This window comes from Vagococcus xieshaowenii, assembly GCF_004792515.1.
GTDB classification, from domain to species: domain Bacteria; phylum Bacillota; class Bacilli; order Lactobacillales; family Vagococcaceae; genus Vagococcus_A; species Vagococcus_A xieshaowenii.
The window spans coordinates 1,388,578-1,406,182 of record NZ_CP038865.1 but is presented as its reverse complement, the minus strand read 5'-3'; the positions used below and the strand labels follow the sequence as shown (position 1 = coordinate 1,406,182).

At 35.6% G+C, this 17,605-nt stretch carries 21 protein-coding genes, 1 pseudogene and 1 other annotated feature; of the genes and pseudogenes, 21 read left to right on the top strand and 1 reads right to left on the bottom strand.

Going from position 1 to position 17,605, the window contains the following annotated elements; translation table 11 throughout:
* Positions 1-78: 78 nt before the first annotated feature.
* Genes E4Z98_RS06795 through E4Z98_RS06785 form a run of 3 tightly spaced genes read left to right on the top strand, consistent with a single transcriptional unit; the run spans position 79 to position 2,324 of the window.
* Positions 79-810, top strand: a complete 732-nt coding sequence (locus E4Z98_RS06795; RefSeq protein WP_135254596.1) for a methionine ABC transporter ATP-binding protein — start codon at positions 79-81, stop codon at positions 808-810.
* Positions 807-1,487: a methionine ABC transporter permease gene (locus tag E4Z98_RS06790; RefSeq protein WP_135254597.1), complete on the top strand. Its 681-nt coding sequence runs from the start codon at positions 807-809 to the stop codon at positions 1,485-1,487. Before E4Z98_RS06795 ends, E4Z98_RS06790 begins: the two co-directional genes overlap by 4 nt.
* Before the next feature lie 12 nt (positions 1,488-1,499).
* Positions 1,500-2,324, top strand: coding sequence for a MetQ/NlpA family ABC transporter substrate-binding protein (locus tag E4Z98_RS06785; RefSeq protein ID WP_135254598.1), 825 nt, complete (start codon positions 1,500-1,502; stop codon positions 2,322-2,324).
* Positions 2,325-2,389: 65 nt separating this feature from the next.
* On the opposite strand, the gene E4Z98_RS06780 is transcribed toward E4Z98_RS06785, so the two are convergent.
* Positions 2,390-2,725, bottom strand: a complete 336-nt coding sequence (locus E4Z98_RS06780) for a PepSY domain-containing protein (protein ID WP_135254599.1) — start codon at positions 2,723-2,725, stop codon at positions 2,390-2,392.
* A gap of 163 nt (positions 2,726-2,888) precedes the next feature.
* On the opposite strand from E4Z98_RS06780, the gene pepA reads away from it, so the two are divergent.
* The 18 genes and pseudogenes from pepA to E4Z98_RS06690 all read left to right on the top strand — a co-directional run bounded on the left by pepA (position 2,889) and on the right by E4Z98_RS06690 (position 17,580).
* Positions 2,889-3,965, top strand: coding sequence for a glutamyl aminopeptidase (gene pepA, locus E4Z98_RS06775; RefSeq protein WP_135254600.1), 1,077 nt, complete (start codon positions 2,889-2,891; stop codon positions 3,963-3,965).
* A gap of 8 nt (positions 3,966-3,973) precedes the next feature.
* A complete protein-coding gene (locus E4Z98_RS06770; protein WP_135254601.1) occupies positions 3,974-4,288 on the top strand; it encodes a thioredoxin family protein in 315 nt (104 codons plus the stop codon).
* 31 nt (positions 4,289-4,319) lie between these two features.
* Positions 4,320-4,793, top strand: coding sequence for a universal stress protein (locus E4Z98_RS06765; protein ID WP_135254602.1), 474 nt, complete (start codon positions 4,320-4,322; stop codon positions 4,791-4,793).
* A 33-nt stretch (positions 4,794-4,826) separates the two neighbouring features.
* Positions 4,827-5,432: a YtpR family tRNA-binding protein gene (gene ytpR / locus E4Z98_RS06760; RefSeq protein WP_135254603.1), complete on the top strand. Its 606-nt coding sequence runs from the start codon at positions 4,827-4,829 to the stop codon at positions 5,430-5,432.
* Between the two features lie 69 nt (positions 5,433-5,501).
* Positions 5,502-5,765 carry an IreB family regulatory phosphoprotein gene (locus E4Z98_RS06755; RefSeq protein ID WP_135254604.1) on the top strand — a complete coding sequence of 88 codons (264 nt, stop codon included), beginning with the start codon at positions 5,502-5,504 and terminating at the stop codon, positions 5,763-5,765.
* Positions 5,765-6,187: a Holliday junction resolvase RuvX gene (ruvX, locus tag E4Z98_RS06750; RefSeq protein ID WP_135254605.1), complete on the top strand. Its 423-nt coding sequence runs from the start codon at positions 5,765-5,767 to the stop codon at positions 6,185-6,187. Before E4Z98_RS06755 ends, ruvX begins: the two co-directional genes overlap by 1 nt.
* 31 nt (positions 6,188-6,218) lie before the next feature.
* Positions 6,219-6,605 (top strand): DUF1292 domain-containing protein, encoded by a 387-nt coding sequence (locus E4Z98_RS06745; RefSeq protein ID WP_135254606.1) that lies wholly within the window; start codon positions 6,219-6,221, stop codon positions 6,603-6,605.
* Between the two features lie 160 nt (positions 6,606-6,765).
* Positions 6,766-6,816: a sequence feature (sodium ion sensor (DUF1646 type); this cis-regulatory element may regulate processes involved in with the transportation of sodium ions), on the top strand.
* A gap of 93 nt (positions 6,817-6,909) precedes the next feature.
* Entirely contained in the window at positions 6,910-7,233 is a 324-nt protein-coding gene (locus E4Z98_RS06740) for a hypothetical protein (RefSeq protein WP_135254607.1), read from the top strand.
* Complete coding sequence (locus E4Z98_RS06735) at positions 7,220-9,190, top strand: V-type ATP synthase subunit I (RefSeq protein ID WP_135254608.1); 1,971 nt, start codon at positions 7,220-7,222, stop codon at positions 9,188-9,190. The genes E4Z98_RS06740 and E4Z98_RS06735 overlap by 14 nt, the downstream gene beginning before the upstream one ends.
* Before the next feature lie 29 nt (positions 9,191-9,219).
* Entirely contained in the window at positions 9,220-9,690 is a 471-nt protein-coding gene (locus E4Z98_RS06730) for a V-type ATP synthase subunit K (RefSeq protein WP_135254609.1), read from the top strand.
* Between the two features lie 24 nt (positions 9,691-9,714).
* A complete protein-coding gene (locus E4Z98_RS06725) occupies positions 9,715-10,299 on the top strand; it encodes an ATPase V (RefSeq protein ID WP_135254610.1) in 585 nt (194 codons plus the stop codon).
* 15 nt (positions 10,300-10,314) lie between these two features.
* Positions 10,315-11,309: pseudogene (locus tag E4Z98_RS06720) on the top strand (V-type ATPase subunit).
* Positions 11,299-11,610 carry a V-type ATP synthase subunit F gene (locus E4Z98_RS06715; RefSeq protein ID WP_135254612.1) on the top strand — a complete coding sequence of 104 codons (312 nt, stop codon included), beginning with the start codon at positions 11,299-11,301 and terminating at the stop codon, positions 11,608-11,610. Before E4Z98_RS06720 ends, E4Z98_RS06715 begins: the two are co-directional and overlap by 11 nt.
* Before the next feature lie 17 nt (positions 11,611-11,627).
* Positions 11,628-13,412 (top strand): V-type ATP synthase subunit A, encoded by a 1,785-nt coding sequence (locus E4Z98_RS06710; protein WP_135254613.1) that lies wholly within the window; start codon positions 11,628-11,630, stop codon positions 13,410-13,412.
* Positions 13,405-14,784, top strand: coding sequence for a V-type ATP synthase subunit B (locus E4Z98_RS06705; RefSeq protein ID WP_135254614.1), 1,380 nt, complete (start codon positions 13,405-13,407; stop codon positions 14,782-14,784). Before E4Z98_RS06710 ends, E4Z98_RS06705 begins: the two co-directional genes overlap by 8 nt.
* 2 nt (positions 14,785-14,786) lie before the next feature.
* On the top strand, positions 14,787-15,425 hold the full coding sequence (locus E4Z98_RS06700; protein ID WP_135254615.1) for a V-type ATP synthase subunit D: 639 nt from the start codon (positions 14,787-14,789) through the stop codon (positions 15,423-15,425).
* A 31-nt stretch (positions 15,426-15,456) separates the two neighbouring features.
* On the top strand, positions 15,457-16,827 hold the full coding sequence (locus tag E4Z98_RS06695) for a TrkH family potassium uptake protein (RefSeq protein WP_135254616.1): 1,371 nt from the start codon (positions 15,457-15,459) through the stop codon (positions 16,825-16,827).
* A 99-nt stretch (positions 16,828-16,926) separates the two neighbouring features.
* Positions 16,927-17,580, top strand: a complete 654-nt coding sequence (locus tag E4Z98_RS06690; RefSeq protein WP_135254617.1) for a lysozyme — start codon at positions 16,927-16,929, stop codon at positions 17,578-17,580.
* Positions 17,581-17,605 lie beyond the last annotated feature (25 nt).

Here is a 17,605-nt window from a genome sequence, read left to right as displayed (position 1 = left end):
TTTCTTTTTTCACAAAGTTTCTTTGAGTGTGTGATAATACTATGGCATTATGGTGTCTAGTAGGAGGTGCAACACAGAGTGATTGAATTGAAAAATATCTCAAAAATATATCAGCAGAATCAAAAAAGTATAACAGCTTTAAATTCTGTATCGCTCCACATTAAACCTAATGAATTTTTTGGCTTAGTTGGTGAGAGTGGTTCGGGAAAATCAACTTTATTGAAGTTAATGAATCGCTTAGAAGTCCCCACTTCAGGTGATATTTTGATAAATGGTCAATCATTGAATCAAATGAATGAGCAAGAAGTAAGAAAAATGGTTCAAAAGACGGCGATGATTTTTCAACAATTTAATCTGTTGCAAAATCAAACGGTCAAGCAGAACGTGAAGTTACCATTGAAATTACAGGGGAAATCCGATGATAAGTTAGTTGCTAATGTCTTGGAATTTGTCGGAATGACACCGTATCAGGACAAGTATCCGGTGCAACTGAGCGGTGGGCAAAAACAACGAGTCGCCATTGCCAGAGCGTTAGTGACGAAACCAGATATTTTATTGTGTGACGAACCGACCTCGGCGCTTGACTCACAGAATAGCTTTGAAGTCATGAAGCTCCTTAAGCAAGTGCAGACGGAATTCGGCACGACCGTGATTTTTGTCAGCCATGAGTTGCCGTTAATAAAACAATGGTGCGAGCGCGCAGGTATCATGGAAAAAGGTAATTTGTTAGCGGTGATTGAAGTAGAACCTGAAGAGGTTGTCACACAATCAGCGAATTATTATGAACAAGTTGTGGAGTATTTACAATGAAAGAAATAATCGATGTCTTTAATACGTACCGAGTTGAATTATTTACCGCCTGTGCGCAAACCGGTTTAATGTTGCTCGTGTCGATGACGGTAGCACTTTTGATTGGACTACCGATGGGGACCTTAATTTTCTTAGGGAAAACCGATCAATTAAAACATCCTGCGATGAAATTTTTATCCAAATTAGCGATTGTCTACGTTGATGTGGTCCGTTCATTTCCATTTTTATTACTAGTGGTGGCATTAATTCCTTTTACACGGTTAGTACTTGGAACCTCATTTGGAACAGGCGCAGCTTCACTCCCACTCTCATTTGTGGCGGTGGCTCAGTACGGTCGGATGGTTGAACAATCACTACTGGATGTGCCAGTCGAAACGATTGCTTTAGCCAAATCTCTTGGAGCAACCTTACGTCAATTTATTTTTAATTTCTTATACGTGGAAGCCCGTTCGAGTTTAGTCTTGAGTTTTACAACTGTGACAATTGGAATGGTGTCTTATTCAACCATTATGGGAGTCGTAGGTGGTGGAGGGATTGGGGACTTTGCTATTCGTTATGGTTATCAATCTTATGAATTTATTCTGATGTATTTAACCATTGTCTTAATGATTGTGATGGTCGTGATGATTCAATTATTGGGTTCATTTGTTTCAAAAAAAATAGATAAAAGAAGATGAGGGAGAAAAAGGATGAAAAAAATATTATTATTATTATCAAGTTTAGCAATGTTATTAGGAGGATGCGCAAGCAAAAATACATCTGAAGAGCAAAGTAAAGAGCAAGATCTAAAAGTGATCAAAGTTGCGTCTCAGATGGAATCTGTTGCAGATATTTTAGAAATTGCGAATAAAGAAGCTGAAAAAGAAGGTTACACCATTGAAATGGTACGAGTAAATGATAATGTACAATACAATAAATTATTGAATGACAAAGAAGTGGATGCTAATTTAGCCCAACATGAGCCATTCATGCAAGATTTCAATGAAGCTTACAAAGGAAATTTAGTGATTGCACAACCAGTTTATGATGCAAAAGTGGGTTATTATTCAAAAGAGTATAAAACAATTGAAGACATTCCAAACGATAAAAAAGTCGCTATTCCAAACGATGCATCTAATCAAGGAAGAGCCTTAGCTATTCTTGATGAAAAAGGATTGATCAAACTAAAAGATGGCGTATCATTTGAAGGAACAGTGAAAGATATTGTTGAAAATCCAAAGAATTTTGAATTCAAAGAAATCGACTTAGTAAACTTAGCATCTGCTTATGATGAAGCAGATATGGCATTGGTTTATAACTATCCAACTTATTTGAAAAAAATTAATTTAACTCCTGAGGATGCTATTTTATTAGAAGAACCAAACGATAATCATTTTGCTATTAGCTTGGTTGCTAGAGAAGATAATGTGGATTCAGAAGCTATTCAAGTATTAAAAAAAGCTGTAGCAAGCGATGGTGTGCGTGATTATTTAGAAAATGAAGAGAACAGTGTGTCTTTAATTCCATCATTTTAATTCATCTAACCAGTAGAATAACTAAAAAACAGGTTTCCCTCATATTTTTTGAAGGAAACCTGTTTTTATAGGGGATAAACGTCTAAGATACTACCTGTCTTAGCATCTGCGATGAATTCGTATTGAATTGTTTCATCGCCTTCTTTTCGTGTGATACCTCCTGTATAGGTTGTATAAGTGACTGCAAATTTTTGCAATTGTTCTTGTGTATAGTTAATCCATGAGCCTTCAATAGGCCCCTCACTTAGGAAATGTTCTTTTACAATTTCTAAGATAGCTTCAGGTGATAAGTTTTTGGTTTCTTGGTATTTTTTATTTGCTAATACGCCACCAACAACACCAATAGCAGCAGCTCCAAGTAATCCCCAGCCAATGAGTGCATTGTTTTTGTTTTGTGTCATTAAAACAACCTCCCTTAATTTTCTTTCTTATTGTAACATATCAAAAAAAAATTCTAAACAATTCATGTTTGATGGAGTTTGTTATAACAAAATGGCTAAAATAAGGTATAATAAACGTAAGAAGATAGAGAGGTGGATATCTGCAAAGGCAGATTAATAGAATATGGAAGAAAAAACATTCTCACTTATTAAAGAACTAACAGAGGTGCAAGGAACAAGCGGTTTTGAAGACGATGTTCGCGCCCTAATGAAGAAAAAAATGACGCCACTAGTAGATCGTATTGAGTACGATGGATTAGGCGGTATCTTTGGTATTAAAAAAAGTAAAAATCCTGAAGCTAAAACAGTAATGGTAGCGGCGCATATGGATGAAGTTGGTTTTATGTTAACGCAAATTATGGATAACGGTATGATGCGAGTTCAACCACTTGGCGGCTGGAATCCATACGTAGTATCAGCACAACGCTTCACGTTGAAAACACGTAAAGGTAACTACCCAATTGTTTCATCATCAGTACCACCGCATCTGTTACGTGGTTCAAATGGGCAAAGCAACGTTCAAGTGACAGATATTTTATTTGATGCAGGTTTTGAGTCAAAAGAAGAAGCGCTAGAATATGGTGTTCGTCAAGGAGATAGTATTGTTCCAGATGTTGAAACGATTCTATCAGCAAATGGAAAAAATTTAATTGGGAAAGCATGGGATAATCGTTACGGATGTGTCGCAGTTATTGAGATGCTTGAAACATTAAAAGACGTTGACTTACCATTCCATTTAGTTGCAGGTGCTAACGTTCAAGAAGAAGTTGGCTTACGTGGTGCACGTCCTTCTACACATAAATTTAAGCCAGATTTATTCTTTGCTGTTGATTGCTCACCTGCCGATGATTTAGAAGGTAAAAAAGATACATTTGGTAAATTAGGTGAAGGTTTCTTAGTTCGAATTTTTGACCCAGGTATGATCATGTTAAAACGTATGCGTGAATTCGTACTAGATTTAGCAGAAGAACACGAAATTCCACATCAATACTTTGTATCAAAAGGTGGAACAGATGCTGGTGCGGCTCACATGATGAATGATGGCATTCCAAGTACTGTAATTGGTGTGCCAGGACGTTATATTCATACTCATCAAACAATGTATCGCTTATCAGATTATGAAGCAGCTAAAAAAATGTTAATTACTTCAATGACAACATTGACTAACGAAAAAATTAACGAAATTATTTATGGAAAGTAGGCAACTAAATGATTAAACCAACCAGTTTAGAACACTTGGCTGAATTAATTAATACTGGGAAACATGTGTTGTTTTTTACTGCTAATTGGTGTGGAGATTGCGTATTTATCAAACCACATTTACCAGAGATTATGGCTAATTTTCCTGAGTTATCATTTGTCGAAGTAGATCGTGATCAGTTTTTAGATGCCTGCATCAAAATGAATGTTATGGGGATTCCAAGTTTTATTATTGTAGATAAAGGGCAAGAACTCGGAAGATTCGTTAGCAAGGATCGTAAAACTAAAGCGGAAGTTATCGAGTTCATCACACCCTTTTACTAATTAATTGATATAGAAAAGGAAGGTGTTTGATATGTTATTACAAGAGTATAAAACAATTTTAGTCGGTATTGATGGTAGTGATCAGGCATTTCAAGCGTTTCAAAAAGCAATTGCGGTTGCTAAAAGAAATGATGCAAAAGTGGTGTTGGCACACATTATTGAGAGTCGCTTATTTGGTAATACAGGCTATGCTTTAACAAGTGCTGATATTATCGAAGTGGAGAAAGATCGTTCTAAAACCATGTTACAAGATTATGTAGAATACGCAAATAAGCAAGGATTTACTAATCTAGAGACTGTTTTAACATTTGGCACCCCTAAGTATGTGATGACCGAAGAATTACCAGAAAAGTACGATGTAGATTTAATCATGATTGGTCAATCTGGATTAAATGCAGTTGAACGTGTTATTATTGGAAGTGTGAGTGAATATGTCGTTAGACATGCTAAATGTGATGTCTTGATTGTTCGTTCAGACAAAGATATAAAAAGCAAAAAAAACTAGACAAACAGAACGTCTGAGAATTAGGAGTAAGTGATGATTTTTTCATATAACAAAGAAGCAGTCGGTGATGTCTTAATTGCCATTGTTGATAATTCGGGAACAGAAGAAGTTTCTTGTGAACGTAAAGGAAATGTTGCAAAAATTGCAACAGCTGATAAAACAGTTGGTTATAATTTCTTTGATGTTTCAACGTATATTGATGATTTAGAAGGAAATGGTCAAGTTTTCTTAACAGATGACCAAGTGGCTAAATTAAATGAACAATTAATGACTAATGGTTTTGAAGGTTCATTAGTGGCGGATAATACGCCTAAATTTGTTGTAGGATACGTAAAAGAATGTGTTCCTCATGAAGATTCTGATCACTTGTCTGTTACACAAATTGAAGTAGACAATGGGGAAGAATTACAAATTGTTTGTGGTGCACCAAATATTGAACAAGGACAAAAAGTGGTAGTAGCTAAACCAGGTGCTATGATGCCTAATGGCTTGATTATTTGGCCAGGGAATTTAAGAGGTGTTGATAGTTTTGGTATGGTATGTTCTGCTAAAGAATTAAATTTACCAGATGCGCCTCAAGTTAAAGGTATTCTAGTTTTACCAGAAGAATCAATTGTAGGTTCTGCGTTTAAAGGCTAAAATAATATTTGTAGTTTAACCCCCTTTCTTGTAAAATGAAGATACACATGTAGAAAGAGGTGGATTTAAATGAACTATACAGATGAGACTATGCAATTTGACGTCAATGACTTAAATAAACAATCAGTCAGTGAAACGTTACGTATTGTTTATCATGCATTAGAAGAAAAAGGCTACAACCCAGTGAATCAAATTGTTGGTTACTTATTATCTGGGGATCCAGCTTACATCCCACGTTATAAAGAAGCACGTAATTTAATACGTCGCCACGAACGTGATGAAATTATGGAAGAGTTAATCAGAAGTTATTTATCTGAGAATGGGATTAGTTAATGAGAATTATGGGATTAGATGTTGGTTCTAAGACTGTCGGTGTTGCGATTAGTGATCGTTTAGGATGGACAGCTCAAGGAATCGAGACAATACAAATTAATGAGTCTGCAGGTGAATTTGGTTATCAACGTGTCAAAGAGTTAATCGATGAATACAAAGTTGAAAAAGTGGTCTTAGGTTTACCTAAGAACATGAACAATACCCTTGGGCCTCGTGCAGAAGCGTCAATGGCGTACGGGGATGCCTTAGCAGAACTTTATGATATACCAGTTGAGTATCAAGATGAACGTTTAACGACGGTTGAAGTAGAGCGTATGTTAGTAGAACAAGCTAATACATCACGTAGTAAACGTAAGAAAGTCATTGATAAATTAGCTGCAGTAATGATTTTACAAAATTATTTGGATAGACATTCAAAATAATAAATAATATTAATCGGGAAGAGGTAATAGAATGGGACATAATCACGATCACGATTGCCAATGCGGTCACGACCATACAGAAGAAAAACATGAAGGATGCGGATGTGGACATAACCATGACCATAGTCATGAACATGATCACCGTGAATACATCACATTAGTTGATGAAGAAGGAAATGAAGCATTATTCGAGATTTTATTAACAATTGACGGTGAAGAAGAATTCGCAGACAAAAAATATGTCTTATTATATCCAGCAGAATTCGATGAAGATGGCGAAGAAGAAATTGACTTATTAGCTTATCAATACATTGAAAGCGAAGATGATACAGAAGGCGAATTAAAAGCGATTGAAACAGATGCTGAATGGGATATGATTGAAGAAGTTTTCAATGCCTTTGCAGCAGAAGAAGAATAAGAAATAGATGAAAAGTGCCTCCCCTTAAATGGAAACATTTAAGGGGAGGACATCTTTTTACAAGAGAGAATTCTGAAAAATATCCAATACTTTTAGTCCTTTTCTTGAAAACAATGAAACTATTTGTTATAATTTTTATAGAAACAATTAAATAATTAACGGTTGGGCATAATATGCTTCAAGGATCTAGTTCTTCACGGGGTGAGAAGAACCATGGTTTTTGTTGTCTGTGCTCTTTTTTGTTTATTAAAGCATACTTCAAAAAATGAAGTGTGCTTTTTTTATTGGAAAGGAAGTGAATGAGATGGAAGAGGCATTACAAAAGCTACAAGTAGCTGAAAAAGAAAATGTGTATAAAAAAGAGTGTTTATTAAAGGAACTAACTAGCTACGAAGAAGAAAAAAAGCAACTTTTAGCAAAAGAAAAGCAATTGCTGAAAGAAGAAATGGCACTATTGCTGAAAGAAAAAGAAGCTCTAGAACAAAAGAAATTAGAAGAAGAAAAAGATGTACTACAAGAAAAAAATAATCAATTAATCGAACAATTAACTGCTCGATATGATCAAAATAATGAAGCTGCGGTTCGAGCAATCATCGAAAGGGTGAGAGAAACCTATGGCCGTAACTAAAATGAAAAAAATGACTATTATCACTGAAAACCTGTTGAAAGATGTGATATTACAGACTATTCAAGGGATGCAAAACGTGGAAATAAGAAACGTCTTTGTTGATTTTGAAAATAATAATTGGCGAAAAAAATATTTTAAAGAGGTGACACCTCAAGAATCTGTCGCCAAACAACAAGAATTTCAGATACGATTAAAAAAAATTGAAGAAATATTGACCTTTATTGAGCATCATGGAGACAGTAAAGCTAAAAGAAAGCAGTTGAAGCGATATGAAACTGATCTTCAAACATTAGAAGAGGCATATGATGAAATCACGATTGATCAAGAGATTGAAGTAATTCTCATGTTAAAAAAACAATGGGAACAGTCAACAAATAATAAAGAACATTTGCTTGAATCAGAAGAGTACTATAGTAAATGGCAAAATCTAGATGTATTACCTCATCACGTAACTAATTCAATAAAAACAATGGAATTAGGTGTACTTGCTAGTGAAAATTGGGATGAGTTTAAGCAACAAATGGAGCAGCTAGAATACCTTTATATTGAAATGATTTATCAAGATGAAAAGGAAACCTATGTATCGTTTGTTTATCTTAATGAAATGAAGCAGTCTGTGATTGACGTTTGCCGTCGCTTCAGTGTCAAAATCGAATCATATGAAGATTCTATATTACCTAAAGAACAATTGATGGCAGTCAAAAAAGATTTATCAACCAATCACCAAAGTAGGAAGAAACTAACAAAATTGATAGGTCAAAAAAGAACACAAGTCAAAGTATTTCAACTGGCTGAAGAGGTGATATTAGCTAAACTTCAACGAGAAAAGGTTAACCAAAATATTTTAACAACGGAACAACTTTTGGTATTACAGGGATGGATTGGTGAATCTGATATTGCAACATTAACGTATACACTGGAGAAAAAAATATCAAAAGAATCATTTTATCTAACGTTTGAAGAGCCGACAGCGGAGGAAATAAATCAAGAAGTTCCAACTAAACTACTCAATCATGAATTGGTTAAACCATTTGAACTGTTAACGGAAATGTATAGCTTGCCCAAATACAATGAAATTGATCCTACTCCGTGGTTTGTTCCTTTCTTTTTAGTGTTCTTTGGGATGATGGTGGCTGATGTAGGTTATGGCTTATTGATGTTAGTGGGGACGACAGTTGCCTTAAAAAAGCTGACCTTACCAAGAGGGACATCACGGTTTATGGCATTTTTTAAAATTTTATCGATACCTACGATGATTTGGGGCTTGATTTATAATTCCTTTTTTGGTTTAAGTATGCCGTATCAACCAATTTTATCTACAAGTGAAGATGTTATCACTATATTACTGCTTTCAGTAATTTTTGGTTTTATTCAAATTATTGTAGGATTAGCGTTAAATGCTAAAGAAAACATTCGTAAGAAAAACTATTTAGCAGCAGTATCAGAAGGCTTTGCTTGGCAAGGGATTTTGATTGGGATAGTCATTAGTTTATTAGGAAAATTACTGTTAAAACAACCAGCCTTTTTTATTATCGGAATAGGTTTAATAAGTATCAGTGCCGTCATCATTTTATTAGCACCTCTTAAAGGAAATCGTTCAAAGGCTAAGGGATTAGCAAAAGGTGCTTATAATTTATACGGATTAACAAGTTACATCGGTGATATGGTTAGCTTTACTCGTTTAATGGCGTTAGGAATTTCAGGTGGTAGTATCGCAGCTGCGTTTAATATGTTGGTGGATTTTATGCCACCTATAGCTAAATTCAGTATAGGAATTCTGTTGATCATTGCCTTACATGGTCTTAATATCTTTTTATCTTTATTAAGTGCCTATGTACATGGTGCCCGACTACAGTATGTAGAGTTTTTTGGTAAATTTTACAAAGGTGGCGGTCGAGCATTTGAACCGCTTAAAACAAAAGAAAAATATGTGAATATTGAACAAATAAAAAAATAATTAGACAGAACAGATAGGAGAATAAGTATATGATGGATTTTTTGATTAATAATAATGGTGGGATGATTTTTGCGGTTTTAGGAATGGCAGTGGCAACAATTTTTTCTGGGATTGGTTCAGCTAAAGGGGTAGGGATGACAGGTGAAGCAGCAGCAGCTCTTACAACGACTCAACCAGAAAAGTTTGGTCAAGCTTTAATCTTAGAATTATTACCTGGAACACAAGGGTTGTATGGGTTTGTGATTGCGTTCTTAATTTTTATTAATATGGATGCAAGTATGCCGTTACAACAAGGATTGATGTTGTTAGGTGCCGCTTTACCAATTGCTTTTACAGGGTTATTTTCAGGGATAGCACAGGGACGCGTGGCTTCTTCAGGTATTCAAATTTTAGCTAAAAAACCTGAGCATGCAACGAAAGGGATTATTTATGCAGCGATGGTTGAAACATATGCCATTTTAGGATTTGTTATTTCGTTCTTACTTGTTCTAAATGCTTAAACCATTATAAGGGGGCTAGGACCTATGGATGCAATAGAAAATATGATAACTCGCATGAATGAACAAGCAATAAGTGAGCGAGAAGCACTAAAAAAAGAAAGATTAGCGGAGATTGATATGGCGTTTATTCAGGAACAAACGCACATTAATAATGAACATGAGGCACTATTACAGAAACAAATAAAAGAGATTGAAAAAAAATACAAACAACAACGTGATCGTCAACAAGTGACCTTTAGACAAGCAGCTCTTCACGAAAAACAACGTGTGTTAACAAAATTTTTTAAAGATGCTGTTGATGAGATGAATCATTGGCCTAAAGAGGATATGCAAAAATTTTCTGAACATTTGTTAGAAAAAATTGAGCTGGCTACTCCGTTAACGATACAGGTAGGTGAACTATCACGTGATGGCTTAACAGCCGAATGGGTAGAAGAGATGAATCATCTCTACAATAAGCAAATGACTTTATTAGACGAACTTCTTCCTAAACAGGCTGGATTTATTTTACATGATAATGGCATTCAGTATAATTTTGTGTTTGAAAATTTAGTAAAAGAACTTCAAACACATATGGGTGTTGAATTAGCCAAACGATTATTTGATTAAGGAGGTGTGGAAACCATGAGTCAACCAACTTATCACGAGGTTAATCCATTAGTCCGCATCAAAGAATTAGAACTGATCTCAACGGCTGAATTTGAGCGAATGATCGAAACAGGGACAATGGAACAGCTAGCTACGTTATTAAAAGAAACTCATTATGCCGATTATATCTACCCTGGATTTGAGCATGATTTTGAGCAAAATTTAAATAAAGAAATTGAAAATGAATATAAAGAAATTATTGAAATAGCACCTGAGAAGGAAGTTATCTGGATCTATACTATGCGTTATACATTTCATAATCTAAAAGTTTTAACAAAAGCTAAAATGCTAGGAAAAGAGCTAGATGAATGGTGTATTTATGATGGCTTTTATTCAATTGAGACACTTAAACGAGCGATTCAAACGGGTATTTCAACACAATTGCCAGATAGCGTGATAGAAAGTATTCATGAGGTGTTACTACATTTAGAAGAATCAAAGGTACTTCAAGGAATTGATGTTATTTATGATCGTTATTTCTTACGAACTCAAAGAGAATTAGGAGAGACATTAGGCTATTCAGAATTACTTGATGAGATTATTAGTTTTATTGATCTAACCAATATTGAAACAATGGCTCGTGGTATTTTACAAAAAAGAAGTCAAAATTTTATGACAGGTGTATTATCAAGCCAAGGTTCGATATCAAAAGAAACATTCTTATCCTATGTTAAAGATGGTTATGAGTCATTTATTACCTTTTTACAACAATCAGAGTATGCCCAAGTTTTATCACCTGCTTTAGAACAAAATCACATTGATTTTGTTCAACTAGGAAAGCTCAAAGATGACTTTCTTACTGAGCACTATGAGGGGCACAAACACAGGCGTTTGGTCCATTACCGTTACTGGCTTTATTGAACGCTAAGGAAATAGAAATTAAAAACCTGAGAACTTTGGTAGTAGGAAAGAAAAATGGTTTTACTAATCAACAAATTAGAGAAAGGATGAGGCGCGTTTATGACTTATAAAATAGGTGTGATTGGGGATAAAAATGCTGTCTTACCTTTTAAATTGTTTGGTTTTGAAGTGGAAGTTGTTAAAGATGGCGCAGCAACAAGGCGTTCTATTGAGCGTATGGCAAAAGATAAGTACGGTATTATATACGTCACAGAAGCGTTTGCTTCTTTGGTGCCAGAAACAATTAGGCGTTTTGACAATCAACTCACTCCAACCATTATTTTAATTCCTAATCACAAAGGCTCATTAGGAATTGGAAAGCAAAATATTCAACAAAATGTTGAACGAGCCGTTGGTCAAAATATTTTATAGAACAGGAGAGGTCAAACTTGCAAAAAGGAAGAATTATAAAAGTTTCAGGACCATTAATTATGGCTGAAAACATGTCACATGCTAGCATTCAAGATATTTGTTATGTCGGGGACCTAGGTGTTATCGGAGAAATTATTGAAATGCGTGGAGATGTGGCGAGTATTCAGGTATATGAGGAAACATCAGGCATCGGACCAGGTGAACCAGTAGAAGCTACAGGTGAAGCATTATCAGTTGAATTAGCACCAGGAATTATGTCACAGATGTTTGATGGCATTCAGCGACCACTCGATACATTTATGGAAGTAACAGGTAGTAATTTTTTAGGTCGTGGTGTAAAAGTCCCTTCACTAAACCATGAAAAAAAATGGTCATTTATAGCGACGACATCAATAGGAACGTATGTAACGACAGGTGATATTCTAGGCAATGTTGCTGAAACTAAAAGTGTGAACCATAAAATTATGGTCCCATTTGGTGTGGAAGGAATAATTAAAACCATTAAGTCTGGAGATTATACGATTGACGAAGTCATTTGTATCATTGAAACATCAAACGGTGAGGAAAAGACACTTACCATGTTACAAAAATGGCCAGTTAGAAGAGGTCGCCCAGTTAAAGAAAAGTTAAATCCAGATCAACCAATGATTACAGGACAACGTGTGATTGACACATTTTTCCCCGTAACCAAAGGTGGGGCTGCGGCTGTTCCAGGACCATTTGGCGCTGGAAAAACGGTTGTACAACATCAAATAGCCAAATGGGCAGATGTCGATATTGTCGTATACGTCGGCTGTGGTGAACGAGGCAATGAAATGACAGATGTCTTAAATGAATTCCCAGAATTGATTGATCCAAATACGGGTGAGTCACTTATGGAACGAACTATTTTAATTGCTAATACCTCCAATATGCCAGTAGCTGCACGTGAAGCGTCTATTTACACAGGCATTACCATAGCTGAATATTTCCGTGATATGGGATACAATGTAGCGATAATGGCAGATTCAACGTCTCGTTGGGCTGAAGCATTACGTGAAATGAGTGGGCGTTTGGAAGAAATGCCTGGCGACGAAGGATATCCAGCTTATTTAGGGTCACGTTTAGCTGAATATTACGAACGTGCTGGTCGTGTTAGTGTCCTTGGTTCAGATGAACGAGAAGGAAGTGTAACGGCTATCTCAGCGGTATCCCCTTCTGGCGGAGATGTTTCAGAACCGGTTACCCAAAATACGTTACGTGTAGTAAAAGTCTTCTGGGGATTAGAGTCAACATTGGCACAACAACGACATTTCCCATCAATTGATTGGCTACAAAGTTATTCGCTTTATCTAGAGATGATTGGTAAATATATGGATCAATCATTACAAGAAGATTGGTCAGGTTTAGTGACAGAAGCAATGGCATTATTACAAGAAGAATCACAGTTGAATGAAATTGTCCGCTTAGTTGGTATCGATGCTTTATCGGATAAAGATAAATTAACACTGCAAGTTACTCGATCGATTCGAGAAGACTATTTACAACAAAATGCATTTGATGAAATCGATACATTTACTTCTCGTGAAAAGCAATTCAAGATGCTGCGAAATATTCTATTGTTTGGTCGTGAAGGACAAAAAGCTATTGAATTAAATGCTTATTTCTCTGAAATTATGAAAGGAAGTGTCACCCTTCGAGATAAACTTGCTAGAAGTAAGTATCTACCTGAATCAGAAATAAATAAATTAGATGAAATGAAAGCAGAAATTTATACTACAATGCGTGAGATTGTAGCCGAAGGAGGGATGACAAATGATTAAAGAATATCGTACGATAAACGAAGTAGTAGGACCTTTGATGGCAGTTGATCGCGTGGAAGGCGTAAAGTATGAAGAACTGATTGATATTCGCATGCAAAATGGTGAGATGAGACGTGGTCAAGTGTTAGAAATTCATGAAGATAAGGCGTTAGTCCAAGTATTTGAAGGGACGGCAGGTATCAATATGAAAGATTCTTCTGTTCGCTTTTTAGGTCATTCATTAGAGCTATCTGTATCAGAAGATATGATTGGTCGTGTTTTTGATGGATTAGGTCGACCTAAAGATAATGGTCCAGATATTTTACCCGAAAAAATGATGGATATTAACGGTGAAGTTATCAATCCCATGGCACGAGATTATCCAGATGAATTTATTCAAACTGGTATTTCTTCTATCGATCATTTAAATACACTAGTTCGTGGACAAAAATTGCCGGTATTTTCTGGTTCGGGATTGCCGCACAAAGAACTAGCAGCACAAATTGCTCGCCAAGCAGCGGTTTTAAATACTCAAGATGATTTTGCCGTAGTATTTGCTGGCATAGGGATTACGTTTGAAGAAGCAGATTTTTTTATGGAGAATTTTCGCCAAACAGGAGCGATTGATCGTTCTGTCGTATTTATGAATTTAGCGAATGATCCAGCGATTGAACGGATTGCAACACCACGTATGGCATTAACAGCAGCTGAATATTTAGCTTACGAAAAAGGCATGCATGTATTGGTTATTATGACAGATATGACCAATTATTGTGAAGCGTTGCGTGAGATTTCAGCAGCACGAAGAGAAGTGCCAGGTCGACGCGGTTATCCAGGTTATTTGTATACTAACTTAGCGACACTTTATGAGCGAGCAGGGCGAATTAAGGGGATTGAAGGATCAGTTACTCAAATACCGATTTTATCCATGCCTGAAGATGATAAAACACATCCAATTCCTGATTTAACAGGTTATATTACAGAAGGCCAAATAATTTTATCTCGTGAACTCGATAAAAAAGGCTATCAACCACCTATTGATGTATTGCCGTCACTTTCTCGATTAAAGGATAAAGGAACTGGAGAAGGAAAAACTCGTAAGGATCATGCGGCTACCATGAACCAATTGTTTGCTGCCTATGCACAAGGGAAAAAGGCTAAAGAGTTGGCAGTTATTTTAGGAGATGCGGCGCTATCAGAGGTTGATAAAATTTATGCAACATTTGCTGAGCGTTTTGAAAAAGAATACATTAATCAAGGATTTGAAACGAATCGCTCAATTACTGAAACACTTGATCTGGGATGGAAGCTACTTTCTATGTTACCTCGACCAGAGTTAAAACGTATAAAAGATGATATGTTAGACGAATATTTACCTAAAAAGGATGTGTAAGCATGGCGATTATGAATGTCAATCCAACTCGAATGGAGTTATCACGCTTAAAAAAGCAATTGACAACCGCAACGCGAGGACATAAGCTATTAAAAGATAAACAAGATGAATTGATGCGTCAATTCATCTTGTTAATTAAACAAAATCATCAACTACGGGATAAGTTAGAAGTCATCATGCAGCAAGCAATGGAAAGTTTTATGTTAGCCAATGTAGCGATTAATGAAAATTTTATCGAAGAATTATTTTTACTACCTACCGATGATATTACGGTTGATATTGTTGAAAAAAATATTATGAGTGTGACAGTCCCTATCATGAATTTTTCTTATCCAGATGCGTTTGATGAAGAGGCATTGGATTATGGTTATCTGAATTCTAATGCTGACCTTGACGCTTCAATTGAAAAATTTTATAAGTTTCTTCCATCATTAGCTGAACTAACAGAAATAGAAAAAACGTGTCAATTGATGGCAGATGAAATAGAAAAAACGAGAAGACGGGTAAATGCATTGGAATATATGACGATTCCCCAGTTAGAAGATACGATTCAGCATATCCAAATGAAATTAGAAGAAAATGAACGGGCAGAAATTACCCGTTTGATAAAAATAAAGAATAAAACAAACACTGCTGATTAACGACAGCAGTGTTTTTCTGAAGAGGTGAACGATGAATATCAAAGGGAGAAACAAACGAAGAAAAAGCCTTCCAAGATTGGGAGCAGCTAGTATTTTAGCGTTAGGTTTTGTAGGAGTTATTTTAGTAGGGGCTAATTTGCTGACACTACCATTCTTTTCTCGTTCAAATCAAGCAACGCCTTTTATTGATGCGTTATTTACTGCAACATCAGCTACGTGCGTGACAGGGCTAACTACGTTAAATACAGTCCAACATTGGAATAGTTATGGGCAAGCGGTGATTTTAGTTTTAATTGAAATTGGTGGATTGAACTTTATGATGTTGCCAATTGTCTTTTTTACATTTCTAAAAAAACGTATTCAATTAAGTACTCGTATTGTTATTAAAGAAGCGTTTAATTTAGATCAAGTGTCCGGTGTAATGAGTTTAGCCTTGTACGTACTTAAACTTGCATTAATTATTCAAACGCTGGGTACACTGCTATTAGCGGTTGATTTTATTCCACGCTTTGGTTTTGCAAAAGGTAGTTGGTATGCTTTGTTTCATGCGGTATCAAGTTTTTGTAATGCAGGTTTTGATTTATTTGGCGATAGTTTAGTGCCTTTTCAAAATAATCCCTATATCATACTGATTATTTCTGCTTTAATTATTTCTGGTGGTTTGGGTTTTATTGTTTGGAAAGATCTTCACGGTTTATTTAAACGTAGTCGTTTAAGTTTACACAGTAAAATTGCTTTAATCATGACGGTGACATTGTTAGTAGGAGGTTTTTTCTTTTTTTATTATTCTGAAACTGCAAACACTGGATTATTAACGAATCCTAATAAAGCTACTCGTCTGCTTAATGCTTTTTTCTTAAGTGTAACCGCCAGAACAGCTGGTTTTTATGCAGTGGATTATTCGCAATTATCATTGGCAGGAATATTAATGACCATTGTCTTGATGTATATAGGTGGTACGTCAGGATCGACAGCTGGGGGTCTTAAGACGACAACATTTGGTGTCTTATTAATTCAAATTAGTTCCTTATTAAAAGGACGATCCTATGCCGAATTTGCAGGTCGACGTGTGAAAGAAAGTATCGTTGTAAAAGCATTAATGTTATTTGTCATTACCTTAATGGCGTGTGTCGTAGCCATGATAATTCTCTCTGTAACTGAAGATTTACCGATCGACAGAGGGATGGAATATATTGCATTTGAGGTCTTTTCGGCTTTTGGAACGGTTGGTTTAACGATGGGCTTAACGCCTAACTTAACATTTGTAGGAAAAATAGTTATTATCTTATTGATGTTTATTGGTCGTGTTGGCATTATGACGGTGTTGTTTTCTTTATTATCAAAACATCAACAAAAAGAGATTCCTATCCAATTCCCAAAAGAAAATGTGATGATTGGATAGAGGGGGAGGTAAGCCAATTATTTTTTTTATCAATTAATTCTTGTTACACTTGTTGGTATAAAAGAAATTGTTATTTTATTTAGAAATGAGGGAATCTAAATGGAACTATCAACTAACGGTATTAATTTGATAAAGAAATGGGAAGGTCTTCGTCTACAAGCTTATCAAGATATTATTGGTGTCTGGACGATTGGTTATGGACATACTAAAGGAGTAACTGAAGGGATGACTATTACTGAAAAAGAAGCCATTACCTTGCTTAAAGAAGATATCAAACAGCATACGAGCTATATGGAAAAAGTGATTATCGTTCCTTTGACGCAACATCAATATGATGCACTAGCATGTTTTCACTTTAATTTAGGTGCGGAGATATTAAAAGATTCCGACTTGTTGACAGCCATTAATCACCAACAGTGGGAGAAAGCTGCTATTGAAATGAAACGATATGTTTACGCAGGTAATGAAAAATCACCAGGCTTAATTAATCGACGTGAAGACGAAGCTAAGTTGTTTTTAACGCCAGTAGAGGCTAAGCAGGAAGAAACTACTAAAGAATCAATTAATGGTAAAGAGTCATCTAAGGACATCATTCCTTCGCAAACAACTGATGAGACTATAAGTTCTAAACCTGAAGAAAGCACGACACCATCAAGTTCGTCAAAAACGAATACCACATCCCCACTAACAAAAGAAGATGATTTGACGCCAATGGATCTAATAAAAAAAGCCTATGAAAAATTTTTTTCATAGGCTTTTTTCTGTTATTTAGTTAAGC